Source organism: Streptomyces sp. AC1-42W, assembly GCF_003248355.1.
GTDB lineage: Bacteria > Actinomycetota > Actinomycetes > Streptomycetales > Streptomycetaceae > Streptomyces.
This window is the reverse complement of the sequence record NZ_QKWY01000001.1, coordinates 904,004-927,986: the sequence shown is the minus strand read 5'-3', so window position 1 is coordinate 927,986 and position 23,983 is coordinate 904,004. Positions and strand designations below refer to the sequence as shown.

The 23,983-nt window shown below is 70.7% G+C and carries 23 protein-coding genes and 1 pseudogene; 13 read left to right on the top strand and 11 right to left on the bottom strand.

Going from position 1 to position 23,983, the window contains the following annotated elements; genetic code table 11:
• Positions 1-228 precede the first annotated feature (228 nt).
• From DNK56_RS04220 to DNK56_RS04200, 5 genes are all read left to right on the top strand, one after another.
• Positions 229-2,040, top strand: coding sequence for a hypothetical protein (locus DNK56_RS04220; RefSeq protein WP_146610529.1), 1,812 nt, complete (start codon positions 229-231; stop codon positions 2,038-2,040).
• 12 nt (positions 2,041-2,052) lie between these two features.
• On the top strand, positions 2,053-2,370 hold the full coding sequence (locus DNK56_RS04215) for a Rieske 2Fe-2S domain-containing protein (protein WP_111330550.1): 318 nt from the start codon (positions 2,053-2,055) through the stop codon (positions 2,368-2,370).
• The gene (locus DNK56_RS04210; RefSeq protein WP_111330548.1) at positions 2,367-2,627 is read left to right on the top strand and encodes an indolepyruvate ferredoxin oxidoreductase subunit alpha; all 261 of its coding nucleotides are present in this window, start codon (positions 2,367-2,369) and stop codon (positions 2,625-2,627) included. Before DNK56_RS04215 ends, DNK56_RS04210 begins: the two co-directional genes overlap by 4 nt.
• Positions 2,624-3,193, top strand: a complete 570-nt coding sequence (locus tag DNK56_RS04205; protein WP_241989756.1) for a cupin domain-containing protein — start codon at positions 2,624-2,626, stop codon at positions 3,191-3,193. The genes DNK56_RS04210 and DNK56_RS04205 overlap by 4 nt, the downstream gene beginning before the upstream one ends.
• A gap of 126 nt (positions 3,194-3,319) precedes the next feature.
• Positions 3,320-4,567 carry an ATP-grasp domain-containing protein gene (locus tag DNK56_RS04200; protein WP_111330546.1) on the top strand — a complete coding sequence of 416 codons (1,248 nt, stop codon included), beginning with the start codon at positions 3,320-3,322 and terminating at the stop codon, positions 4,565-4,567.
• A 52-nt stretch (positions 4,568-4,619) separates the two neighbouring features.
• On the opposite strand, the gene DNK56_RS04195 is transcribed toward DNK56_RS04200, so the two are convergent.
• Both DNK56_RS04195 and DNK56_RS04190 read right to left on the bottom strand, forming a co-directional pair.
• On the bottom strand, positions 4,620-5,972 hold the full coding sequence (locus DNK56_RS04195; RefSeq protein WP_241989755.1) for an aldehyde dehydrogenase family protein: 1,353 nt from the start codon (positions 5,970-5,972) through the stop codon (positions 4,620-4,622).
• A 246-nt stretch (positions 5,973-6,218) separates the two neighbouring features.
• Entirely contained in the window at positions 6,219-7,085 is an 867-nt protein-coding gene (locus DNK56_RS04190) for a TIGR03620 family F420-dependent LLM class oxidoreductase (protein WP_111330542.1), read from the bottom strand.
• A 293-nt stretch (positions 7,086-7,378) separates the two neighbouring features.
• Here DNK56_RS04190 and DNK56_RS04185 point away from each other — a divergent pair, with 293 nt between their 5' ends.
• Entirely contained in the window at positions 7,379-7,684 is a 306-nt protein-coding gene (locus DNK56_RS04185; RefSeq protein ID WP_111330540.1) for a YfhL family 4Fe-4S dicluster ferredoxin, read from the top strand.
• An 18-nt stretch (positions 7,685-7,702) separates the two neighbouring features.
• On the opposite strand, the gene DNK56_RS04180 is transcribed toward DNK56_RS04185, so the two are convergent.
• Both DNK56_RS04180 and DNK56_RS04175 read right to left on the bottom strand, forming a co-directional pair.
• Positions 7,703-8,026 carry a hypothetical protein gene (locus DNK56_RS04180; protein ID WP_111415649.1) on the bottom strand — a complete coding sequence of 108 codons (324 nt, stop codon included), beginning with the start codon at positions 8,024-8,026 and terminating at the stop codon, positions 7,703-7,705.
• 195 nt (positions 8,027-8,221) lie between these two features.
• Positions 8,222-8,545, bottom strand: a complete 324-nt coding sequence (locus DNK56_RS04175; RefSeq protein ID WP_199563885.1) for a hypothetical protein — start codon at positions 8,543-8,545, stop codon at positions 8,222-8,224.
• A 25-nt stretch (positions 8,546-8,570) separates the two neighbouring features.
• Here DNK56_RS04175 and DNK56_RS04170 point away from each other — a divergent pair.
• Positions 8,571-8,843: pseudogene (locus DNK56_RS04170) on the top strand (transposase); the annotation flags it as partial.
• Positions 8,844-8,894: 51 nt separating this feature from the next.
• Here DNK56_RS04170 and DNK56_RS04165 read toward each other — a convergent pair.
• From DNK56_RS04165 to DNK56_RS04150, 4 genes are all read right to left on the bottom strand, one after another.
• A complete protein-coding gene (locus DNK56_RS04165) occupies positions 8,895-10,055 on the bottom strand; it encodes a serine hydrolase domain-containing protein (protein WP_111330536.1) in 1,161 nt (386 codons plus the stop codon).
• Positions 10,056-10,122: 67 nt separating this feature from the next.
• The gene (locus tag DNK56_RS04160; RefSeq protein WP_111335452.1) at positions 10,123-10,896 is read right to left on the bottom strand and encodes an energy-coupling factor ABC transporter ATP-binding protein; all 774 of its coding nucleotides are present in this window, start codon (positions 10,894-10,896) and stop codon (positions 10,123-10,125) included.
• Between the two features lie 14 nt (positions 10,897-10,910).
• On the bottom strand, positions 10,911-11,672 hold the full coding sequence (cbiQ, locus tag DNK56_RS04155; RefSeq protein WP_111330534.1) for a cobalt ECF transporter T component CbiQ: 762 nt from the start codon (positions 11,670-11,672) through the stop codon (positions 10,911-10,913).
• Position 11,673: 1 nt separating this feature from the next.
• Positions 11,674-12,777: an energy-coupling factor ABC transporter permease gene (locus DNK56_RS04150; protein ID WP_111330532.1), complete on the bottom strand. Its 1,104-nt coding sequence runs from the start codon at positions 12,775-12,777 to the stop codon at positions 11,674-11,676.
• Between the two features lie 201 nt (positions 12,778-12,978).
• Between DNK56_RS04150 and DNK56_RS04145 the strand changes: the two genes are divergently transcribed.
• On the top strand, positions 12,979-13,326 hold the full coding sequence (locus tag DNK56_RS04145; protein WP_111330530.1) for an SsgA family sporulation/cell division regulator: 348 nt from the start codon (positions 12,979-12,981) through the stop codon (positions 13,324-13,326).
• 145 nt (positions 13,327-13,471) lie between these two features.
• Here the strand turns inward: DNK56_RS04145 and DNK56_RS04140 are convergent, their stop codons facing one another.
• On the bottom strand, positions 13,472-15,697 hold the full coding sequence (locus tag DNK56_RS04140; RefSeq protein ID WP_111330528.1) for an MMPL family transporter: 2,226 nt from the start codon (positions 15,695-15,697) through the stop codon (positions 13,472-13,474).
• Positions 15,698-15,990: 293 nt separating this feature from the next.
• Positions 15,991-16,566, bottom strand: a complete 576-nt coding sequence (locus tag DNK56_RS04135; protein ID WP_111330526.1) for a TetR/AcrR family transcriptional regulator — start codon at positions 16,564-16,566, stop codon at positions 15,991-15,993.
• Between the two features lie 162 nt (positions 16,567-16,728).
• On the opposite strand from DNK56_RS04135, the gene DNK56_RS04130 reads away from it, so the two are divergent.
• On the top strand, positions 16,729-20,073 hold the full coding sequence (locus DNK56_RS04130) for a S41 family peptidase (protein WP_111330524.1): 3,345 nt from the start codon (positions 16,729-16,731) through the stop codon (positions 20,071-20,073).
• 100 nt (positions 20,074-20,173) lie between these two features.
• Here DNK56_RS04130 and DNK56_RS04125 read toward each other — a convergent pair whose 3' ends face one another.
• Positions 20,174-20,983 carry a tetratricopeptide repeat protein gene (locus tag DNK56_RS04125; RefSeq protein ID WP_158558551.1) on the bottom strand — a complete coding sequence of 270 codons (810 nt, stop codon included), beginning with the start codon at positions 20,981-20,983 and terminating at the stop codon, positions 20,174-20,176.
• A gap of 186 nt (positions 20,984-21,169) precedes the next feature.
• Here DNK56_RS04125 and DNK56_RS04120 point away from each other — a divergent pair, with 186 nt between their 5' ends.
• The 4 genes from DNK56_RS04120 (at position 21,170) to DNK56_RS04105 (ending at position 23,982) form a co-directional block, all read left to right on the top strand.
• Entirely contained in the window at positions 21,170-21,646 is a 477-nt protein-coding gene (locus DNK56_RS04120; protein WP_111330520.1) for a carboxymuconolactone decarboxylase family protein, read from the top strand.
• A 51-nt stretch (positions 21,647-21,697) separates the two neighbouring features.
• Positions 21,698-22,621 (top strand): RNA polymerase sigma-70 factor, encoded by a 924-nt coding sequence (locus DNK56_RS04115; protein WP_111330518.1) that lies wholly within the window; start codon positions 21,698-21,700, stop codon positions 22,619-22,621.
• Between the two features lie 106 nt (positions 22,622-22,727).
• Entirely contained in the window at positions 22,728-23,321 is a 594-nt protein-coding gene (locus DNK56_RS04110; RefSeq protein ID WP_199563886.1) for a hypothetical protein, read from the top strand.
• 88 nt (positions 23,322-23,409) lie between these two features.
• Positions 23,410-23,982 carry a dihydrofolate reductase family protein gene (locus DNK56_RS04105; RefSeq protein WP_111330516.1) on the top strand — a complete coding sequence of 191 codons (573 nt, stop codon included), beginning with the start codon at positions 23,410-23,412 and terminating at the stop codon, positions 23,980-23,982.
• Position 23,983 lies beyond the last annotated feature (1 nt).

The window sequence follows — 23,983 nt, the reverse complement described above, 5'->3', positions numbered from 1 at the left end:
AACCGTACGGATTCGGTAACGGTTCGCTCCCGGCTCCTGTCCGGAATTTCTATCTACCGGCGGGAGGCGTCGTTGACCGGCTCCCTCTCTGCTTCTACGCTGCTGCGGCGCGTCGGATTTCTGCATACGGGTGCAGTCACCGAAACCATTCTTCATTCATCGGTACGTGCAGGTTCGACACACACCGATTTCCCGCGCCTGCGACCCGCGAAGGGCTCACGCATGTTCATGGAACTGCGATTACATCCGGGATTCACCGAGAAGGACGATGCTGATACGGCGGCCGTGGAGAAGGAGCTCCGTCGCCGGCTCGACATGATCTCCGGCCAGGACGATGTGGTCATCGCCCTCGGCCTCATGGCCGCCGGCCGCTGGAAGCCGGAGGGGGACGAGCGGGCCGCCGACCGTATCCGGTACGGACGAGGGTCACTGGATCTTGAGGCGGAGGGAATTCCCGCCGCCGACTTCGCCCACTTCCAGCGGCTGTGGTACTGGTTCAAGGTTCCCCACGGGGAGGCATCGCTGGTCTGGTGGTACATGTTCTGCCGTGCGCTCGGGCAGGAGGACGGCGTCGGCCGGGCCCTGCGGCGGATGACCCGGTGGCTGGGAGTCATGGAACGGGAGCCGGACCCGGGCACGATGCCCGCTCTCGCCCGGGAGATGGGGCTGCCGAATGGTGCGGCGGTGGTCACCGAGGCGGAGACCACGGATGTCGACGCCCTGGCCTTCGCGGTCCGCGACGCGGCACCCCTGGTTCCGGCGCTCCACCGACGTGACGTCCTGTGGCACGGGCGGCGCGTCACCGTGGGCCGGCTGGAGGAGGCGGCCCGACGCTCCTGGGACAGCCTGCCCGATGGTGAACGCGCCGAACTGCTCGCCGTGCTGGGACGCCGTGTCACCAGTGTGGAGCGGGTACGGCTGCTGGTGGACGGTGCGCTGCTGGACAATCGCGGTGTCGCCGCGTCGGTAGCCGACTGTGCGAAGGAGCAGGTGGCCGCGTGGCCCGAGAGCACGCTGGCGCTGATGACGCTGCTGCGCTGCTGGCACGAGGCAGGGTTCGTACTCCAGGAGACGAACCAGAGCCTCGTCTCCTTCCCCGCCCTGGCGCTCTTCATGACCCGCAAGGGCGCGGCCTACGGAAACGGACTCGCCGGGGAGATCCGTTCCGGCCTCGAGGACGGCGACCTGGTGCGGTACGCGCGGAACCTCGGCGCGCTGCGGCTGCGGACCGAGCAGAGGTACGAGCGCTGCCTGCATTTCGACGGCAGCAACTGGGAACGCCGTGAGTTTCTCCTCCCCCGCGGTATCTACCGGCGCGAGCAGTCCCTGCCCGAGAGCCTGTGCGAGCACTTGTACGCGCGCACGGGGGCGGAACCGCCCGCGCGCGGGGGTACGGGGAAGGACTGGGACACCTTCCTGGAACGTGTCCTGGAGGCCGGAAGTACCCCGACCCGTGTCATACAGGAGTGCGCGCACTGGGCGGCGAACACGGACGACCTGCCTGTCGACATCGCCGTCTTCACCGCTCCGCTGGGCACCCGGCTGGACGAGCCGTGGACCATGGAGTTCACCGACCTGTTCTGCTACACGGGGTTCCGCGAGGGATACGACCCGGCCGCTTTCGGCGTCACGGCCGGCCGTGTCGGCATGTACAACATCATCGCCCAGAGGATGCGCTACAACGCGGTCAAGAAGGCGCAGAACTACGCGCCTGTCATGCGCTTCGCGCCGCAGGGATTCAATCTTCCCGACATCGCCGTCGCAGAGGACGCCAACCACGGCGGGCACAGCGCGGCGGGTATCCGGCTGGCCTGCCGGTTGCCCGTCACCGTCCGGCACGGCGGCAACGACTGGAACGGGCTGGCCGACGTGCGTCTGAACCGGTGCGTGTACAGCCCGGAGAACCGCTTCCGGCCCCAGGACATGGTCATCGGCCATCGCTACGCGCAGTGGGCCAAGGGGATCGCCGACGCCACTTACCGCAGGAACCTGACTTTCGACGTCAAGTGGGCCCGGAAGGTCACCGACCTGACGCCCTGACCGGAGGACGCGATGACCGACACCATCCGCACCCGCACACCGGCCGGCGACGCGACCCTCGTTGTGCGCTTGGCCGGCGGGGCCGTACGGATACCCGCACGTTGCCCGCACCGCGGAGCCCCCCTGGCCGAGGCCGCGGTCACCGGAACGCTGCTGGTCTGCCCCTGGCACGGGGCCACCTTCGACCTGCGCACCGGCAGCCGTCTGCGCGGGCCCGTCTGCCCGGATCTCCCGGTCACGGCGGACGAGACCCGCGCACAGGAGTCCGGGGCGTCCAACACGCCACCCGAGGACGAGTCGTCCGCCGACACACCAGGAGAACCCGTATGACGTATGTGATCACTCAGCCCTGCGTCGATATCAAAGACGGTGCGTGCGTCGATGTGTGCCCCGTCGACTGCATCGAGGGCGGCGGCCAGGAACGCCAGTTCTATATAGACCCGCAGCGGTGCGTCGACTGCGACCTGTGCCTGACGGTGTGTCCCGTCGACGCCATCTACCCGGAATCGGAAGTCCCACCGGAGTGGGAACAGTTCACGCGGATCAACTCGGACTACTTCACCGACCGGGAGGCCGACGCCTCGTGACCACCATCGACAGGCCCGGCCAGGAACACCTGGCCATCGTCCGCTGGGCCGAGGCGGATATCGGTGCGGACTCCACCCGTCTGCACATACCGCACGGTGAGCGGCCGGTATCCATGCACGGCGCCGATTCCACCGGACTCGGCCTGGTCAGCAACGGGACCGTCGGCGCGGATGTGATCCGGCTGCCCGCCGGCGCGAGCTTCCCGCCCCACACCCATCCCGGGCACCACCTGCTCGTCGTGCTCGGCGGGCAGGGCACCATCACGTACAACGGTCGTGTCTACCCCACCGGAGCCGGTGAGATCTACCTCGTCGAAGGCTCGGTCACCCATGCCGTCGGCGCGATCACCGACCACGTCATCCTGGCCATGGGCGCACCCCATATGCCGGTCGATTCGGACACACGCATGGCCGTCGTCGCCTACGAGGAAGTACTCAGCGAAGTGGGCAACCTTCACTGCCTGCTGTGCGACACCAAATCCCGTCTCCCCGAGTATCTGCACGACGTGGGATGCCCGCACTGTCCCTGTCACACGTGCGCCGTGAGTAAACCGCCGTCCGGCTGATTCCAGCGTGCCGCCGGTGCGGCCCGGCCCGTCCGGACCGCACCGGCCGGCCAGCCGGCGCTACCGTACGCACGGGGAACGCGCTGCGGCGCGTTCGAACCGTGACAGGGAGGGAAGGACAACGGCATGCCGCAAGCGCTGCTCGTTCTGGGCTGCACAGCGAACACCCCCTGGGGCCGGGACCAGATCCACCGGCTGACCGACCAGGCCCGGCAGCGCGGACTCCAGGTGTGGGGGGCCGACACCCAGGCCAACCTGACAGCCGGCGGGGACGACCAGCCCCGTATGGACCACACGGTTCCCCTCGACGTACACGACGTAGGCGCCTGCCGCGTCTGGGCGGCGAAGCACCGGGATCACATCGCCGCAGTGGCCACCATCAGGGAACTGTCCGTACTGCCTGCCGCGTGGACGGCCCACGACCTGGGCCTCGCGGGCAACGACCCCCAGGCGGTGCTCCGCATCCGCCGCAAGGACGTCTGCCGCGATCACCTGCGGCGGGCAGGCTTCCCGCAACCGCTGACGGCCGAGTGCCACAACCTGACCCAAGCCGAACGGTTCCTGCGCGAGACCGGCGACGGACCATGGGTCGTCAAGCCCCGCGACGGGCTGGCCGGCATCGGTGTGACCGTCGTCGACAAAGCCGCGGACCTCGCCGGCGCCGTGGCCAAGTTCGACCACCTGCCCGCCGCCATGGGCCCCCTGGGCAAGCCCCGTTCCTTCCTGGTGGAGACATACGTCGACGGCGACGAGTACTCCGCCGAGGGCGTGATGATCGGCGGCCGGCCACAAGTCCTCGCACTGACCCGAAAGGGCAAGGGCGACGGATTCGTGGAGACCAGCCACCGAATGCCATCAGGACTCGACAACGTCACCGACGCGGAAGCACGCGTCGCCGTCGCACAGGCCCTGACCACCGTCGGCATCACACACGGCATCTTCCACGTCGAGTTCTGGGTCACCGGTTTCGGCATCGTCCTCGGCGAACTGCACGACCGCGGCGGCGGCGACTACATCCACGCCCTCGTCGAACGCACCAGGCCCGGCTTCAGCCTCTACGGCACACTGCTGGACGACCTGCTCGGCCGCCCCGCACGGCCGTTGCCCCCATTCGCCGGAGCCGCCTGCGCTCGGTTCCTCCTCGCGGCCGCACCCGGACGGCTGCGCGCAGTACACGGCTGGGACGAAGCCACCACACATCCCTCCGTCATCGCCTCCCACCTCCAGTACGCCGTCGGCGACATCGTGCCGGAAGCCACGGACTCCTACACCCGTCCGGCGGTCCTCGTAGCCGGCACCGACAAGCCCGAAGACCTCGACGCCCTGATCGCATCGCTGTCCGCCCGCGTCACCTTCGACACAGCGGAGGACTGAAACCGCCGGGGCCTGAGCCGCTGTCCGGGGACGAACGGTTCCCGCTCACGACTCACGGCTCCACATTCACCGTGATGGACTTCGGCCTCTGGTACTCCGTCAGGGACAGAACGCTCATGTCCGTACCGTGGCCCGACTCCTTGCGCCCGCCGTGCGGCAGTTCGGCCGTCTGCTCCAGATGGCAGTTCACCCAGACCTCGCCCGCGTCCAGGGCACGAGCCAGCCGCAGTACCGACGAGGAAGCCTCGCCCCACACACTCGCGGCCAGGGCATGAGGAACGCCGTTGGCCACCCGGACCATTTCCTCCATGGAATCAACCGCCTGCACCGTGAGCACAGGCCCGAACACCTCCTCCGTCACCGCCGGATCGTCCTCCGGCACATCCGCCAGGACCATCCCCGACCGCCAGTAGCCGTTCCTCTCCCCGGAGGCGACAGCCATATCCCCGCCGATCCTCACACCGGCGGCGCTGGAACCGATAATCCCGTCGAAACGGGCCGCCTGGTCCGCGTTGTTCAACGGCCCGAAGTCCGCTCCGGCCCGCCTCGCACTCATCGCCTCGGCGAGACCTTCAACGGTCCGCGCGTAGGAGTCACGAAGAGTAATGACCCGTGCCGGAGAAGCACAGCTCTGCCCGGCGTTGTAGGTGGCCGCCGCGACAAGGCGCTCGTAGGTGTGACCAGGCGCGTCAGGAAGGACCAGTGCCGGACAGTTCCCGCCGAGCTCCAGACTGACCCGGCGCAGTCCCGCACGCCGCAGCACGTCAAGGCCACCGGCCCGGCTGCCCGTGAACGCGACACCGTCCACTCCAGGATGGGCGACCACCAGACGCCCTGTCACCCGATCACCCGGAAGAACCTGCACCACTCCGGCGCCGAGCGTCTCCTCGGCATGCCTCGCGAGCAGCCAAGCACTGTCCGGCGTAGTCTCCGCCGGTTTGAGAAGCACCGTGTTCCCGGCCGCGACAGCGGGCGCGAAACGCCACGTGGCCATCAGCAGCGGATAATTCCACGGAACGACGACAGCGACGACACCAAGCGGCTCCCAGCGCACCCAGCTCTCCCGCCCAGGCAGACGCGCACCACTACCAGGAGTGAGATCTGCTCGAACGGCCCCCGCGTAGAAGCGGATGAGGTCGACACACTGCTCCACCTCCCCCCGTGCCTCAACAGCCGGCTTCCCCGTGCCGGCCTGCTCGGCCCTCACATACTCCTCCGCCGCATCCTCCACAGCACCGGCGAGACGCAGGAGTCTGCGGGACCGTTCCCCTGTCGTCAGCGAGAACCAGCTTCCAGCGGCAGCCCGCGCGACAGCGACAGCGGCATCGGCCTGAGCCTCGTCCGCAGCCGCCGCGATCAGGCGCTCGCGCCCGCTCCTGGGATCCACCAAGCTGATGGACTTCACACGAAGGGATCCAAGCTCACTGCCGGCAGGACCCGAGGGCTGCGTTTGTGTCATGCCTCCGCGCTACCCAGCACACGAACACACACATTCACGTTCGTACCGGTTCTGTCCGAAACCTCTGTGCGAACCGGCCGGGATATGGTCGAAGGGGACGGCAGTGGCCCGTTCTTGAGCGGGTGCCCGTAGTTCTCGCCGATGGCCAGTGCCCACTGTGCCGACCGTCGTCATCCGCGCGCCGGACCCCGCCTACGTGGTGACCAGTTCCGGGGCGAGGTCCCGCCATGCCTGGCGGGTGAAGACATCCGGGGTGTCCGTGACCACCTGAACAGCGACATGGTCGGCACCGGCCTGGCGGTGCTCGGTGAGCCGGGCCACGATCCTGTCCGGAGTTCCCCAGGCGAACAGGGCATCGATCATCCGGTCGCTCCCGCCGAGGGACAGATCCTCGGCGGTGAATCCCCCGCGTAGCCATGCCGAGCGGTAGTTGCGCAGCTTGAGGTAGGGGGCGAGCATCGCCCTGGCCCTGGCGCGGGCCGTTTCGGCGCCGGCGTGCGGAATGACGGTCTGCTCCACTGCCAGCGTGGGGCCATCACCCAGTATCGACCTGGCCCACGCGGTGTGGGCCGGGTCGACGAGGTAGGGGTGCACACCCGTCGATCTGGTAGCGGCCAGCCTGGTCATCTGTGGGCCGTGCGCACCGATGATCCGTGCCGTCGACGGCAGAGGAGGAGCAGTCGTGTCCAATTCATCCAGGTAGGAACGCAGGGCGTGATAGGGATCGTGGTAGTGGCCGACGAAGTCGGCGTGGCTGACGCCGAGGCCGATCAGCAACCGGTTCCGCCGGTGCCTCGGGAGCGCGTGGTAGGTGGCGGCCAGCCTGTTCGGGGATCTCTCCCAGATGGATACACACGCCGTTGTGACAGCGATGCGGTTGGTCGCGGCCAGGACCCCGGCCGCAGTGGTCAGGTCCCCGCGGGGATTTCCTCCGGGACTGCCGCCGAGCCAGATGGCACCGTATCCGAGCTCCTCCAACTCGGCCGCGGCATCCCGCGCCTCGGCACGGTCCCCGTGGGTGAACGCCAGACTCCAGACACCTATCGTTCCGAGCTCCATGACGAAACCTTCCTGCTGGGTGCGGAATCTCCGTTGTAAGGGTGCGGGGCAGGATCTGTCCGTCCGAAGACGATGGCCTGTCCGGAAGCCGATGCCCGGCGTCCGGATCGCTCCGTGCCGTGGGGCCGGCACGTCCCGTTCCCATTCCGGCGCCGACGACTCGGTGGTCGGCAAAGGTGACGGTCCGCCGGTTCCACGGACCGGCGGACCACTGATTCACGCGCTGCCCGGCACTGCCCGGCCGGACGCTCGTTGATCATCGGACCGACACTCGGAGACGGGAGTGAGCCGCGATGGCCATCAAGATCACCGAAGACTGCATCAACTGTGGGGCCTGTGAACCCGAATGCCCGAACGAGGCAATCAGCGAGGGCGACGAGATCTACGTGATCGACCCCGCCGCCTGCTCGGAGTGTGTGGGCTTCTACGACCAACTCGCGTGCCAGGCCGTGTGCCCGGTGGAGAGCTGTCTGCCGGATCCGGACAGGGTGGAGACCGAGGATGTCCTGATCAAACGGTCCTTGAGCCTGCACCCCGATGACAACGAGCTGCGGCGCAAGGCGGATGCCAACGACTACCCCAGCCACTTCCGGAGGTGAGCACTCGGCGCTTGGCGGTCACGGGCCGAGCAGGACCCGGCGGGCATGGCACTGGCGTACGAGAGCGGTCTGCATTCGCGTCACGGCGTTGCGGTCGGGCACATGGTAGACGCGGGCGTCGCGGTCGTAGTCGTCGAGCAGCCGCTGTCCGACAATCACCTTCTTGTCCGGGTCCTTGCCGCAGGCCCTGAACAGTTCACGGTAGCGGGCCTGGTACTCCGTACGGCCCAGCTTGCGACCGGGCGCGGCGGTTGCGGATGGTCCGTGGCCCGCGAGGCAGGACAAGGCGAGGCCACCGAGTACGACCCGGAGCGCCTGACGGCGTGTCGATTCGAAAGTCATGCACGGAAAGTAGCAGACCGGGCACACATGGCTACCGAGTGAGTGATAGGCGTCCTCGCAGCCCGCCCGGGGCGGCTCAGCTTGTTCTTTGTCCACCGTCCACGTCATAGGGCGGGGATGGGCGGTCCCGGACGGCGTCTGAACGGCTGACAACCCTCCGCAGCTCACGGGCGCTTCGGGGCGATAGGGCCTGCATCACGGTGTCGAGGAGGTCTCGGGATTCGAGGGGTTGCCGCAGCGGCACCAGTGCACGTTGCCCCACTCGTAGTCGTGCCACAGATCCCGCTCGGGCTGGTGGACATAGTTCTTCCACAGGCCCACAGCTGTGCTGACATCGCCTGGCTGCAGATAGTTGCGGATGTGATCAAGGCGGCTGATCTCGGACAGCGCACGCGAAGACAGGCCGTCGATGACCGGCCTTGCACCCGTTGCCAGGTGGCTGCCTGATGCAATCCGAAGGAAGGCGTTCGCGGAAGCGTCACGCTTCCGGGGAGAGTGCCGACGGTGCGGTTGAGTCACCGGTGGACTTGACACTGTTGCCCGAGCATCGTCGTGGGCACGGCTCGGCCCGGCGGACGACGCGACCGCGGGCACCGCCGCCCAGCTGCGGGGCGTCGTCGAGCGGCTCATCGCCGCAGGCCAGTGGCAGGCCGGGAACCCGCACATCGTGATCGTCAGCGATACCGGCTACGACGTCACCCGCCTGGCCTGGGTCCCGCGCGACCTGCCTGTCGAGTTGGTTGGCCGGGCCCGCTCCGACCGTGTGATACGACTGCCGAGGTCGCACGGCGTCAACGGTCGGCCGCCGAAGCACGGGCCCGGCCCGCGCCGGTGATGAGGACGCCGTATCCGTCGAAGCGCGCAGGAGTCATAGCGCCGACCGTACCGCCCGGACGAGTGCCTGTGCCCGGGGATCGGCGGTGACGCCCTTCTGGAGGCCGTTGGTGACGTATCCGAAGGCGATCCCGGACTCCGGGTCGGCGAAGCCGAGGGAGCCGCCCCGGCCCGGATGCCCGAAGGAGCCGGGCGCGAGCAGCGGGCTCGCCGGGCCGTGGAGCATGTAGCCGAGCCCGAACCGGGTGGAGACGACGAGGACCCGGTCCGGCCCGGCCGACTCCTCGGTGCGGGCGAGCGTCAGGGTGGCCGGGGCGAACAGCCGGTGGCCGTCCACCGGGCCGATCATCGCGGCGTAGCAGCGGGCCAGGCCGCGCGCGGTGGCGGTGCCGTTGGACGCGGGGAGTTCGGCGGCCCGGTAGCCGGCGTCGTTCTCGTCGGGCAGCGGGTCGATCGCGCCGAACGCCCGCCGGGTCAGCGAGTCCGGGTCGCGGTACGCCTCGGCCACCGACCGTTTGGGGCGCAGCCGCAGCGCCCCGGTGTTCTCGGCGACGGGCGCCTCGACGGGGCCGATGCGGCCGATGCGGTGGGCCTCGTCGGCGGGGATGCCGAACCAGAAGTCGAGGCCGAGCGGGCGGGCGATCTCCTCGGCGACCCAGCGGCCGACGGTGCGCCCGGTGACGCGCCGTACGAGTTCGCCGATGAGCCAGCTGTAGGTCTGGGCGTGGTAGCCGTGCGCGGTGCCGGGTTCCCAGGCCGGGGACTGGGCGGCGACGGCGTGCGCCCCGCTCGTCCCGTCGGCGGCCTCCTCGGGGGTGAGCGGCCGGTCGAGGGCCGGGACGCCGGCCCGGTGGGTGAGGAGGTGGCGGACGAGGACGCGTTCCTTGCCGTTCGCCTTGAACTCGGGCCAGTACGTGGAGACCGGGGCGTGCAGGTCGATCTGGCCGCGCTGGTGCAGCAGCAGGGGGACGGCGGCGGCGATGCCCTTTCCGGCGGAGCGGACGATCTGGACGGTGTCCACGGCCCAGGGTTCGGTGCCGTCCACGTCTCTGGTGCCGGCCCACAGGTCGACGACCTTGCGCCCGTGCCGGTAGACGGTGACCGCCGCTCCCCGGTCCCCGCGCTGTTCGAAGTTGCGGACGAAGGCGTCCCGGACCGTTTCGAATCCGGGCGCCGCCGTGCCCCGTACGTCCACGCCTGTTGCTGCGCTCCCGCTCATCCCCCCATGGTGCACGGCGGTGCGGGTGGGGCGGGGCCCAGGGTCATCCCGAGTTGACCGTCACGGAGCGCGGGTCGAAGCCGAAGGGCAGTTCCAGGCGGTGGGCGCGCATCAGGGCCGCGTCGCACAGGAGGTCCTGGGTACGGTCGTCGGCGGCGATGACGCCGTCGCTGAGGATGACGGCGCGGCCGCACAGTTCGAGCGCGTACGGCAGGTCGTGCGTGACCATGAGGACGGTGACGTCCAGGGAGCGCAGGATGTCGGCGAGTTCGCGCCGGGACGCCGGGTCGAGGTTGGAGGACGGCTCGTCCAGGACGAGGATCTCGGGCCGCATGGCGAGGACGGTGGCGACGGCGACGCGGCGGCGCTGGCCGAAGGAGAGGTGGTGCGGCGGCCGGCCGGCGTACTCCTCCATGCCGACCTGGCGCAGCGCGGCCATGACCCGCTCCTCCAGTTCCTCGCCGCGCAGTCCCGCGGCGGCGGGCCCGAAGGCGACGTCCTCGCGGACGGTGGGCATGAAGAGCTGGTCGTCGGGGTCCTGGAAGACGATGCCGACGCGGCGGCGGATCTCCGCCATGTTCCGTTTGTCCACGGGCAGCCCGGCGACGCGCACGGAGCCGGCGCCCGCCTCCAGGATGCCGTTGAGGTGGAGGACCAGGGTCGTCTTGCCGGCGCCGTTCGGGCCGAGCAGCGCGACGCGCTCGCCGCGCGCCACGGTCAGGTCGACGCCGAAGAGGGCCTGGTGGCCGTCGGGGTACGCGTAGGCGAGGCCGCTGACCTCCAGGGAGGGCGGTACGGGGGCGGGGTCGGGGCTCATCCGGTCCTCGGGGCTCATACGGTCCATCCCACCAGACACACGGCGAGGGCGAGCACCGGGAGGGCGGCGGCGTACGCCCACTGGGTGCGGGACGCGGTCACCTCGTCGATGACGGGCATGGAGCCGGTGTAGCCCCGGCTGACCATGGCGAGGTGGACGCGTTCGCCGCGTTCGTAGGAGCGGATGAACAGGGCCCCGGCCGATTTGGCGAGGACGCCCCAGTGGCGTACGCCCCGGGCCTCGAAGCCGCGGGAGCGGCGGGCGATGGACATGCGGCGCATCTCGTCGGTGACGACGTCCCCGTAGCGGATCATGAAGGAGGCGATCTGGACGAGCAGCGGCGGGAGTCTGAGCCGCTGGAGGCCGAGCAGCAGTGCGCGCAGTTCGGTGGTGGAGGCCAGGAGCACGGAGGCGGCGACTCCGAGCGTGCCCTTGGCCAGGACGTTCCAGGCGCCCCAGAGGCCGGGGACGCTGACGGAGAGGCCGAGGACGTGCGTCTGCTCGCCGGGCACCACGAACGGCATGAGCACGGCGAACGCGACGAACGGCACCTCGATGAGCAGCCGCTTGAGCAGGAAGCCGGCCGGGATGCGGGCGAGCGCGGTGACGCCCGCGATGAGCAGGGCGTACAGCCCGAACGCCCACACGGCCTCGCGCGGGGTGGAGACGACGACCACGACGAAGCAGAAGACGGCGGCGAGCTTGCAGTGCGGTGGCAGCTCGTGAACGGGCGAGTGCCCGTGCCGGTAGAGCTTGTGCGCGTGGCCGGCGCCCATGTCAGACCTTCTCGTCGGTGCGGTCGCCGGCGGCGTCGTCCTTCGTACGTCGTCGGCGGGAGACCACGTAGAAGGCGCCGCTGCCCGCGACGAGGGTGGCGCCGACGCCGATGATCCCGGCGAGGCCGCCGGAGATCCGGGCGTTGGAGACGTCCTTGACGCCGTAGTCGGCGAGCGGGGAGTCCTTGGCCGCGTGGTCCTTGGCCTCCTTGTCGATGCCTTGGTCGGCGGCGACCTTCTCCAGGCCGTCCGGGTTGGCGGAGGCGTAGAAGGAGACGAAGCCGGCCAGCACGAGGGCGGTGACCAGGCCGGTGATCCACAGGCCGCGCGTCGGGCGGTGGGCGGCGGGGGCGGGCTCGGGGGCGGCGGCCGGGGCGGGGGCGTCGATCAGTTCGCCGTCCACGCGGAGCTTGAGCGGGGCGGCGAGGTTGCGCGCGCCGTGCACCAGGTCGGGGCGGACGGCGACGACGGCGCCGACGGTGAGCGCGGTGATCAGGGCCTCGCCGATGCCGATGAGGACGTGTACGCCGCCCATGGCCGTGAAGACCTTGCCGATGGGGATGTCCGTGGTGCCGCCGATCCAGTACAGCAGGGTGAACGCGCAGGCGGCGGCCGGTACGGAGACCAGCGCGGCGACGAAGGAGGCGGCGGTCACCGAGCGGCGGGTGCGCGGCAGCACGCCGAGCAGGCCGCGGAAGAGGGCGTACGCGACGACGACGGTGACGACGCCCATGTCGAGGATGTTGACGCCGAGCGCGGTGAGCCCGCCGTCCGCGAAGAGGATGCCCTGCATCAGCAGGACCACGGATATGCAGAGCACCCCGGTGTAGGGCCCGACGAGGATCGCGGCCAGCGCCCCGCCGAGCAGATGGCCGCTGGTGCCGGCCGCGACGGGGAAGTTCAGCATCTGCACGGCGAAGATGAACGCGGCGACGAGCCCGGCCAGCGGCGCGGTGCGCTCTCCCCCATTCTCGGCTCCGCTCGAACGGGAGGTGCCCCCCAGTTCCCGCCGGGCCCCCTTGAGACTGACGGCCACGGCACCGGCGGCGACGACGCCTGTGACGGCCGAGACAGGTGCGTTGATGAATCCGTCGGGTACATGCATGAAGAGGCTCCGCTTCCTGCGTTCTCGCGTCGCTGCGCCGGGTGCGCCGGATCGGTCATGAACCTCTCAATGATAGGGGCTTGTTGCGAACTACTCGCAAGAGCGTGTGTGGGCCATCTGCGAAAGAGCCCCACAATGCCCTTTACGTAAAATGTGGGACATTAGATAACAAAGTTTTATAAGTAGGAGGAGAGTCGGTCCATGTCCCCCGTGATCCATGACCATGCCCGAGCCCGGCTCGTCACCGACGCCCGCGACCTGCCCGTCATCCCCGTCGAGCTGCGGTTCGACAGCGCGGACGAACCGGCGACCGTGCGCCTCGCCTACCCCGGCGGCACCGAGTGGGCCGTCGACCGGGAACTCCTGGAACGAGGGCTGCGCTACCCCGTCGAGCAGGACGGCTGGCGGATATGGCCCTGCGGCCGGGTCCAGGTGGTCGTGGAGCGGCACGACACCGCCGGTGTCGACGTCGTCCAGTTCGACTGCGCCCCGCTGGTCCGCTTTCTGCGGCGTACGCACCGCGAGGTCGAGGCCCCGGCCCACGCCTGAGCCCGGACGCCGCCGCCGGAACGGACGCCGGACATACGGGAGCCCCCGCGCATCGCTGCACGGGGGCTCCGTCGTACGTACGGATCAGAAGCGGTTCGGACGCGGACCGACGCGGGGACGCAGGTCGGACCCGGACCGACGCGGATCAGACGCGGACCAGCTCGCGCTCGCCGCCCTCCGGGCCGCCCTCACCGCCGGCGGGCTCGCCCAGCTCCTTGCGCAGGCCCTCGCCCTCGACGTCCACGTTGGGCAGCGCGCGGTCCAGCCAGCGCGGCAGCCACCAGGCGCGACGGCCGAGCAGCGCCAGGACGGCGGGCACGATCGCCATGCGGACCACGAACGCGTCGAAGAAGACCGCGATCGCGAGCGAGAAGCCGATCATCTTGATCATCTGCTCGCTGGAGCCGATGAATCCGGCGAACACCGCGATCATGATCACGGCGGCGGCCGAGACGACCCGCGCCCCGTGCTTGAAGCCGGTGACGACGGCCTGGCCGGGCGTCTCGCCGTGGACGTACGCCTCCCGCATCCGGGTGACGAGGAAGACCTCGTAGTCCATCGCGAGGCCGAAGACCACGCCCACCATGAAGATCGGCATCATCGACATGATCGGGCCCGTCTGCTCCACCCCGAAGAGCGAGCCGAGCCAGCCCCACTGGAAGACCGCGACGACCGCGCCCAGGGCCGCGACGACCGAGAGCAGGAAGCCGAGCGCCGCCTTGAGGGGCACCAGCACCGAGCGGAAGACCACCATCAGCAGCAGGAAGGCGAGGCCGACCACGAGCGCCAGGTAGGGCAGCAGCGCGTCGTTCATCTTCTGCGAGAAGTCGATGTTCATCGCGGTGGCGCCGGTGACCAGCACCTCGGCGCCGGTGTCGGACTTGAAGCCGTCGCCCGCGTCGCGGATGGCGTGGACGACGTTCTCCGTCTCGACGGAGCTGGGGCGGTCCTTCGGGATGACGGTGATCATCGCCGCGTCGCCGGCCTTGTTGAACGTGGCCGGGGTGACGGCGGCGACGCCCTTGATGTCGGCGATCTCGTCGCCGACCTGCTTGGCCGCGGCCTTGCCGTCCGCACTGTCCTCGGTGTCCACGACGATCAGCAGCGGCCCGTTGAAGCCGGGGCCGAAGCCGTCGGAGAGCAGGTCGTAGGCGCGGCGCTGGGTGGTGCTGGTGGGCTGGGAGCCGTCGTCCGGCAGGCCCATCTCCAGCGAGGCGGCCGGTACGGCGATGGCGCCGAGGCCCAGCACACCGACGAGCAGCACCCAGACGGGCTTGCGCAGCACGAACCGGGCCCAGCGGGTGCCCATGTTCGCCTTCGCCTCGTGCGTGGTCCCCGCCTCGGCGGCCTCGCGCGCCTTGCGGCCCATCACCCGCTTGCCGGCGAAGCCCAGCATGGCCGGGACCATGGTGAGCGCGATGAGGACCGCGATGGCGACCGTGCCGGCCGCGGCGAAGCCCATCTTGGACAGCATCGGGATGTTGACGACGGCCAGGCCGACGAGGGCGATGACCACGGTGAGCCCGGCGAAGACGACCGCGGACCCGGCCGTGCCGACCGCCCGGCCCGCCGCCTCCTCGCGTTCCCGGCCCTCGGCCAGCTCGGCGCGGTAGCGGGAGACGATGAACAGCGCGTAGTCGATGCCGACCGCGAGGCCGATCATCATGGCGAGCGTGGACGTGGTGTTGCCCAGGTCCAGCACATTGGCCAGGGCGGTGATCGAGGAGACGCCGATGCCGACGCCGATCAGGGCGGTGAGCAGGGGCAGCCCGGCCGCGACGAGCGAGCCGAACGTGATGACGAGGACCACGGCCGCGATGGCGACGCCGATGATCTCGGTGGCACCGGTCTCCGGCATCACCTGGAGCGCGTCACCGCCGATCTCGACGGTCATCCCGCTCTTCTCGGCGTGGGTGCCGGCCTCCTCCAGCGACTCGCGGGTGGCGTCGGTCAGCTCCATCGAGTTGACCTTGTACGAGACCGAGATGTACGCGGTCGAGCCGTTCTGCGAGACCGCGTCGGCGGCGTACGGGTCGGCGACGGAGGCGATCTGGTCGGAGCCGTCCTTCAGCTCCCGGACGATCTTCTTGACCTCGGCCTTGTTGGCCGCGTCGGTCACCTTCTCGTGCTCGGGCGCCTTGAACACGACGCGCGCGGTGGCACCGTCGGCACTGGAGGACGGGAAGCGCTGTTCCAGCAGGTCGAAGGCCTTCTGGGCCTCCGTACCGGGAATGGAGAACGAGCTGGAGGTCGCCGTGGAGGCGGCGGACGCGCCGAACCCGGCGAGCGCCAGCAGCGCCACCCAGATCAGGGCGACGTAACGGCGGCGCCGGAAGGCGAGCCGTCCGAGTTTGTAGAGGAATGTGGCCACGAGGGCGTACTCCCGGTCAGGTCGTTGTGTGGAAATGGGCGTGTGGAACCAGCCCGACGACGAGAGCGGCGTGTCAGGTGGGACTTGGGGAGAGGGCCGTACGGGGTGGAGCGCGGGGACCTGGGGTGGGGGGGTCGGGCTCCGGAGCGGGCTGGGGATCCCGGCCGGATCAGGGAGCGGTGTCTGGTGCGTACAGCTGCAAGGCGCCGAAGCGTCCTTGTAGCGGAGCTACCAGGACGTTTCGGCAACGCCGCAGATGTGCGTGCCAGGCGCCGCGACCCCGGCCGTGATCCTCAGCCCGCTCCGAGAGCGGGGAGGATCACGGAGTCGACGTAGTCGAGAAGGAATGCCTGGTCGACGGGGCGGTCCTCGACCATCTGCCGGGTGGCGACGGCGCCCACCAGCATGTGCGGTACGTATCTGAGCGCCGGATTGTCCGCGCTCACCTCTCCCCGGTCCACGGCCCGGCGCAACAGGGTGTCGAGGCCGGTCATCTCCGGCTCGATCAGCAGTTCGCGCAGGGCCTGGAGGAGATCGGGATTGGTGTGAACGGCATGGCTCAGACCCCGCATCAGCGCGGCGTCCTTCTCCATCTGGCAGTCGTCACCGCGGCTGAGGACGGTGTGCAGGTCACCGCGGAGCGAGCCGGTGTCCACATCCCCGAGGGTGCCGGGTTTGTTGTGCCGCAGGGCCGTGACGACGAGCGCCGGCTTGTTCCCCCACTGGCGGTAGAGGGTGGCCTTGCTGGAATGCGCACGCGCGGCCACGGCGTCCATCGTGAGGGCGTCGTAGCCGACCTCGCGGAGCAGGTCGAGCACGACGGCGTACAGCTCGCTCTCACGCTCGGGCGTGAGCCGTGTGCGTGCCATGGTCGACCTCCTGTCCGATGCACAACCGAACGAAACCGTTTCGTACCGTAGAACGGTAACCCGGCCACCTAGCGAAACGGAACAGTTTCGCTTGTGGCCCGCACCACAAAAAGGGTGTCTCCCTGAGTTGCCGGGCCCTCCGGGCGCGGAAAGCATTGGGGGGTGAGTGACGACGTCTCGTATCTCCGCTTCCCGCACCTCCACGAGGACCTGCTCTGCTTCGCGGCGGAGGACGATCTCTGGGTCGCCCCGCTCGCCGCGGAGGGCGAGCGCCCCGGCCGGGCCTGGCGGGTGACCGTGGACCGCACCAGAGTCGGCCATCCGCGCTTCTCCCCCGACGGCACCCGGATCGCGTACACGTCCTGGCGCAGCCTCGACCCGGAGATCCACCTCGCCCCGGTCGACGGCGGCCCGTCCCGCCGGCTCACGTACTGGGGGTCCACCGACACCCGGGTCTGCGGCTGGACGCCCGACCCCGGCGACGCGGCACAGATCCTCGCCGTCTCCTCGCACAACCAGCCGTTCTCGTACTTCTCCTGGGCCTACAGCGTCCCCACGGACGGCGGTCCGGGCGGCAAGCTGCCCTGGGGCCCGGTCTCCGACATCGCGGTCGCCGACATCGACGGCGAGCGCCGCACCCTGCTGCTCACCGGCACCCCGCCGCACGAACCGGCCGCCTGGAAGCGCTACCGGGGCGGGGCCACGGGCCGGCTGTGGCTGCACGGCGAGCGGCTGCTCCCGGACATCGGCGGGCACCTCGACACCCCGATGTTCGTCGGCGGCCGGATCGCGTTCCTCTCCGACCACGAGGGCGTCGGCAACCTCTACTCCTGCCGCCCGGACGGCACCGACCTGCGCCGGCACACCGACCACGACGCGTTCTACGCCCGGCACGCCTCCAGCGACGGGCGCCGGATCGTCTACCAGTGCGCGGGCGAGCTGTGGCTGGTGGACGACCTGGAGACGCCGGACGCCGTCCCCCGCAGGCTGGCGGTCCGCCTCGGCGGCCCGCGCGCGGGACGGCGTACGTACCAGGTGCCGGCGTCGAGCAATGTGGACGCGCTGTCCGTGGACGAGACGGGGCGGGCGAGTGCCGTGTCGGTACGCGGCAGCCTGTACTGGCTCACGCACCGCGACGGGCCCGCCCGCACCATCGCCGACACACCGGGGGTACGGGTGCGGCTGCCGGAGATGCTGGGCAGCGGGAACCAGGTGGCGTACGTGACCGACGCGGAGGGCGAGGACGCGATCGAGATCGCCCCGCTGCCGCGCGCCAGCGGCGAACGCCCGACGCGGCGCCTCGCGTCGGGCCGGATCGGCCGGGTGCTGGAGCTGGTCGCGGACCCGGAGGGCGAACGGCTGGCCATCGCCTCGCACGACGGCCGGCTGCTGCTGCTGGAGACGGGCGAAGGGGCTGTAGCCGAGGGGGCCGCAGGCGAGGGGGCGGCCGGCGAAGGGGTCACCGGCGAGGAGCCGCCCCCCGGCGAGCCCGTCGAACTCATCCGGTCCGTCAACGGCCCCGTCCGCGACCTGGCGTTCTCCCCGGACGGCGACTGGCTGACCTGGTCGCATCCGGGGATCGGCCGCTCCCTGCGCAAGATCAAGCTGGCCCGGATCTCGGGGCCGGGCGAGCCGACCGTCGTGGACGTCACCAACGGCCGCTTCGAGGACGAGAACCCGGTCTTCACCGGCGACGGCCGCTATCTGGCGTTCCTGTCCTGGCGCGGCTTCGACCCGGTCTACGACGTGCACACGGGCGACCTGTCGTTCCCGCTCGGCTGCCGCCCCTACCTGGTGCCGCTGTCCTCGGCGACCCCGTCCCCGTTCGCCCTGCTGCCGGACGGGCGGCCCGCGGCGGGCGGCCTGGACCCGGTGGACACGGCGGAGGCGGGGATGACGGAGGGGTCCACGGTCACCGTCGAGTTCGAGGGGCTGCAGAGCCGGGTCACGCCGTTCCCCGTCTCGGCGTCCAAGTACTCCGCGCTGGCCCCGGTCAGCGGCGGCGGCCTGGTGTGGCTGCGCTGGCCGATCTCCGGGGCGCTCGGCGAGACCTTCGCCAACCCGGCGGACATGTCGGGCCGGCCGACCCTGGAGCACTTCAACATCGCCAAGGCGCGGAGAACCGAACTCGTCGGCCACCTCGACTGGTTCGCGGTCAGCGGCGACGCCTCGCGGCTGGTCGTGATGGACGACGGCGAGCTGCGCGCCGTCCCCGCGGCGGAGCCGGGCGACAACGACTCCACGGTCTACCTGGATCTGCGGCGCATCCTGCACGAGGTGGACCCGGCGGCGGAGTGGCGCGGGGCGTACGACGAGGCGGGCCGCATCATCCGCTCGTACTTCTGGGAGCCGGACATGTGCGGGATCGACTGGCCGGCGGTGCTCGACCAGTACCGCCCGCTGGTCGAACGCGTCGCCACACCCGACGAGTTCGCGGACCTGCTGCGCGAGGTGCTGGGCGAGCTGGGGACCTCGCACGCGTACGTGTCGCCCGCGCGCCGCAACGAGGGGCCGCCGCACTACCAGCGGGCGATCGGACTGCTCGGCGCCAACTTCGCGTGCCGGGACGGGGACTGGACCCTGCTGCGCATCCTGCCGGGCGACTCGTCGGACTCCAAGGCGCGTTCCCCGCTGGCCGGTACGGGCATCCGCGAGGGGGCGGTGCTGACGCATGTGGACGGCCGCCCGGTCGATCCGGTCGCCGGGCCGTACGCGCTGCTGGCGGCGGCGGGCGGTACGACGGTCGAGCTGACGTTCCGCCCGGCGGAGGGCGGCGGCCGGCCCCGGCGCATCGCGGTCGTGCCGCTCATCGACGAACGCCCCCTGCGCTATCAGGACTGGGTCGCCAAGCGGCGCGAGGTGGTCCGGGAGCTGAGCGGGGGGCGGTGCGGCTACCTCCACATCCCGGACATGGGCGGCTCCGGCTGGGCGCAGTTCAACCGCGACCTGCGCATGGAGGTCTCGCGCCCCGCGCTGATCGTGGACGTGCGCGGCAACGCCGGCGGCCACATCAGCGAGCTGGTCGTGGAGAAGCTCACCCGGACGATCCTGGGCTGGGACCTCACCCGCAACGCGCAGCCCGTCTCCTACGCCTCCAACGCCCCGAGGGGCCCGGTGGTCGCCCTGGCCGACGAGGCGACCTCCTCCGACGGCGACATGATCACCGCCGCGTTCCGCCTCCTGAAACTGGGCCCGGTCGTCGGCCAGCGCACCTGGGGCGGCGTCGTCGGCATGACCGGCCGCCACCGGCTGGGCGACGGCACGGTGATCACGGTGCCGATGAACGCGGCCTGGTTCGACACGTACGGCTGGTCCGTCGAGAACAACGGCGTCTCCCCCGACCTGGAAGCGCTGCGCACCCCGCTGGACTGGGCGGAGGGCCGCTACGCGGTCCTGGACGACGCGGTCCGCATCGCCCTCGACCTCCTGGCCGCCCACCCCCCGGCCACCCCACCCACCTACAACACGGCCCCCGACCGCCGAAGGCCACCCCTGCCACCGAGGTAGGCGAAGCGGACGAGCCCGGGCGTGCGGCTGGGACGACAAGGTGGAAGGTGTCGCGTCACGGTGTCCCCCTCCATCCGCACGGCGCACACCCATGGGCTGCTCAGGCATCGGGGCGACGAGCGTTTCGCCTTCGCCTTCCGGCGATCATCCCCTCGCCTTCCGCCACCCGTCCCGCCCGCAGCGCGGCTGCTCTGATCTGGCGGTCGGACATCAGCGCCACGACGTCATGGGACTCATGGATGCCGTCGCCGTTGTTCACGTCCAGTAGCTTCAGGAAGCAGGACAGCGCCCGCTCCCGGTCCGTTCCGCCCCCCAGCCCGTCGCGGCACATGATCCCCAGGTTCAGCAGCGCGTCGTAGGAACCCTGGGCGACGGCCCGGCCCAGAAGGCGCCGCGACGCGACGAAGTCGCCCTCGGAGAACATGGTCTCCCCGAGTCGCAGGGAGGCGACGCCCAGGCCGGCGGCGGAGGCTTCCTCCAGCAGGCGCACGGCCCTCGCCCTGGACTCCGGCGCACCCGCTTCCCGCAAAAGGAACCCGGCCAGGTTGAACTTGGCCGCGCGGTCCCCGCGTGCGGCCGCCGCCTCGAAGAGACGTATCGCCCGCGCCTCGTCCTTCGGCACCCCCAAGCCCTCGACGAGCATGTAGCCGAGCCCTCGCTGCGCACCGGGATGACCGGCCTCAGCCGCGCTGCTCAGGTAGTGGTACGCGGCCGGATAGTCCTTGATGTACTCCAGGGCGAGGCCGCCCAACAGCTCCTGGAACTCCACGTCTCCGGCGTCCGCCCGACGCTGCACATCGGGGACCAGCGCACGCATCCGGTCCGCCGCATCGGCGTCCCCTCGTCCCATGCCCGCCAGGTCCGACCGTGCGCGTTCGAGAAGCGACGCCGAATCGTCCCGCTTGTCCACCCGTACCCACCCCACACACTCGCGCCGCCCCCGGCTTCCTCGCGCGGAAGAGTGTACGGGCCCTTCTCCGGGACAGGTTCTGCCCCCGTGGGGGAGGCATCGAGCCGCCGTGGCGGCCATGTCACAGCTCCGGCCGCTGTCTCGTCTCGGGGGTGTACGAGTCCTACGCACCCCGAGGAGCACCCCGTGAACGCTCGGCTCGACTACTTCGCCAGTCCCGTCGCCGGCAAGGCGCTCAAGTACTTCATGGCGTTCGGGCGGGAGCTGAAGGCGTCGCCGCTCCCCGCCGCGACGCAGGAGCTCGTCGCCCTCCGCGTCAGCCAGATCAACGGCTGCGCCGCCTGCATCGACATGCACACCAAGGAGGCGGCCGCCGCCGGGGAGAGCGCGGTGCGGCTGAACCTCGTCACGGCGTGGCGGGAGGCGACCGTGTTCACCGAGGAGGAACGGGCCGCCCTCGCGCTCGCCGAGCAGGGGACGCGGACCGCCGACGCGGCGACCGGAGTGGACGACGAGGTGTGGGCGCGGGCCGCCGAGTTGTACGACGAGGAGCAGCTGACCGCGCTCGTCATGCTGGTCTCGTTCATGAACGCGGTGAACCGGCTGAACATCATCACGCGGCAGCCGGCGGGCGGCTATCAGCCCGGCAGCCACGCGCACTGAGCGGACGGACCGGAAGCGGCCGACGGCACCGAATCACGGGGAGGGACCGGCATGGGCAAGGCCGAGGAGTTCGAGGAGTTGCGGGGGCTGTTGTTCTCGATCGCCTACCGCATCCTGGGCAGCGTCACGGAGGCGGAGGACGCGGTGCAGGAGGCATGGCTGCGGTACGACGCCACGGCCACCCGGCCCGTGTCGGTCAAGTCGTTCCTGTCCGCGACGGTGACCCGGATCGCGATCGACGTGCTGCGCTCCGCGCGGATGCGGCGGGAGGAGTACGTGGGGCCGTGGCTGCCCGAACCTCTGCTGGACGACCCGTACGCGGACCCGGCGCGCGCCGCCGAGCTGGCCGACTCGGTGTCGATGGCCTCGCTGCTGCTCCTGGAACGGCTGAGCCCGCTGGAGCGTTCGGTGTTCGTGCTGCGGGAGGTCTTCGCGTTCGGCTTCGCCGAGATCGCGGCGGCGGTGGGCCGTTCGGAGGCGGCGTGCCGGCAGTTGCTCGTACGGGCCCGCCGCCACATGCACGAGGGGCGGCCCCGGTTCGAGGCGGACCGCGCCGAGCAGCGCGAGCTGGCGGACCGGTTCTTCGAGGCGTTGTCGCACGGGGACGTGGACGGGCTGCGCGAGCTGCTGTCGGCCGACGTCCAGCTCGTCGGGGACGGCGGCGGCCGGGCCCCGCAACTGGCGCGGGCCGTCGCGGGCGCGGACAACGTGGCCCGCCTGCTCGCCACGGTGTACCCGCTGATGGCCCGGGCGGGCATCACGTGCGAGCCGCGCGAGGTGAACGGCCTGCCGGGCGCGCTGTTCCGCGTACGGGACGGAGCCGTGCTCCACGTGCTGTCGCTGGACGCGCCGGACGGCCGTATCCAGACCATCCGTACGGTCATCAACCCCGACAAGCTCGGCCACCTGGGCCCGGTGGCGGACGCCTGGGCGATCAACGACGAGGTGAAGCGGCTCCGCGCCCGGAACCGCTGATGGTCCGGGGCCGCCCGGCGCGGGGAGGCGGCGCCGGCGTCGGCGGCCTCGGCTGCGGCGTCCTGATCGGGTGCCTGCCACGTCCGCCTCGTGGCAGGCTCGTCCCATGCGTATCTCCCGTATAGCCAGGCCCGGTTATGTCGCCGCCGGTCTCGTCCTGGGCGCCGCCCTGACCCTGACCGCCTGCGGTGAGCAGCGCGTCGGCGACACGGTGGCCGACTCCGGCCCGAGCGCCTCCGCCGCCGACTCCCCCTCCTCCGAGCCCGCGCCCTCGCCCAGCGGCGCACAGGGCGACGTGGCGCCCGTGGTGCCCGACGGCGCCCCGCACTACGGGGAGAACAACGCGTTCAAGTTCCCCAAGAAGATGGCCCCCGCCTCCGAGAAGGCCGCCCGCGCGGAGGCCGCCCGCATCGAACCGGTCCTCGAACGGCTCTGGAAGGCCAAGACCTGGGACGCCGAGCAGGTACGCGCAAAGCTCCTGGAACTGGGCTACCGCGACGAGCAGCCGGGCGACGGGCAGGGGCCGGGGATGCTCGTGGTACAGCCCCACGCCCCCGGCAGCAACCCCGGCGCAAGTGTCGCCCTCTACGTCGGCCGCGACGCCTGTGTGACCGCGTTCGTCCAGTCGACCAACTACGAGGTCAAGGTCAACGGCCGATTCATGGAGACCGGCTGCTTCGAACCGCGCGGCGGCCACTGAGCACCGGCGCGCCGGGCCGATGACTTTTCCCGCGTGCCGCAGTCTCTACACACGTAAAGCTCACCGCACACCCCGCGAGGACCTCATCATGCGCACCCTCATCACCACCGCGTTCGTCTCCCTCGACGGTGTCGTCGAGGCGCCCGGCGGCGAGCCCGGTTACCGGAACTCCGGCTGGACGTTCAAGGACATCGACTTCCTGCCGGAGGCGTACGAGATCAAGGGCCGGGAACAGGAGGAGGCCGGGGCGCTGATGATGGGGCGGGTCAGCTACGAGGCGTTCAGCCCCGTGTGGCCGGGGATGGCGGAGTTCGCCGGCTACAAGGCGATGCCCAAGTACGTCGTCTCCACCACGCTCTCCGAGGACGGCCTCGTGGACACGTGGGGCGAGACCCACATCCTGTGGTCCCTGGACGACGTCGCCGCGCTCAAGGAGACCGAGGGCGCCCCGATCATCGTCCACGGCAGCGCCACCCTCAACCGCGCCCTCTCCGACGCGGGCCTCATCGACCGCTACCACCTCCTGGTCTTCCCCCTCCTCCTCGGCGCGGGCAAGCGGCTGTTCAGCACGGCCGACAAGGACACCCGGCACCTGAAGCTCGTGGAGCACGAGGCGTTCCCCAACGGCATCCAGAAAAACATCTTCGACGTCGTCCGCTGAC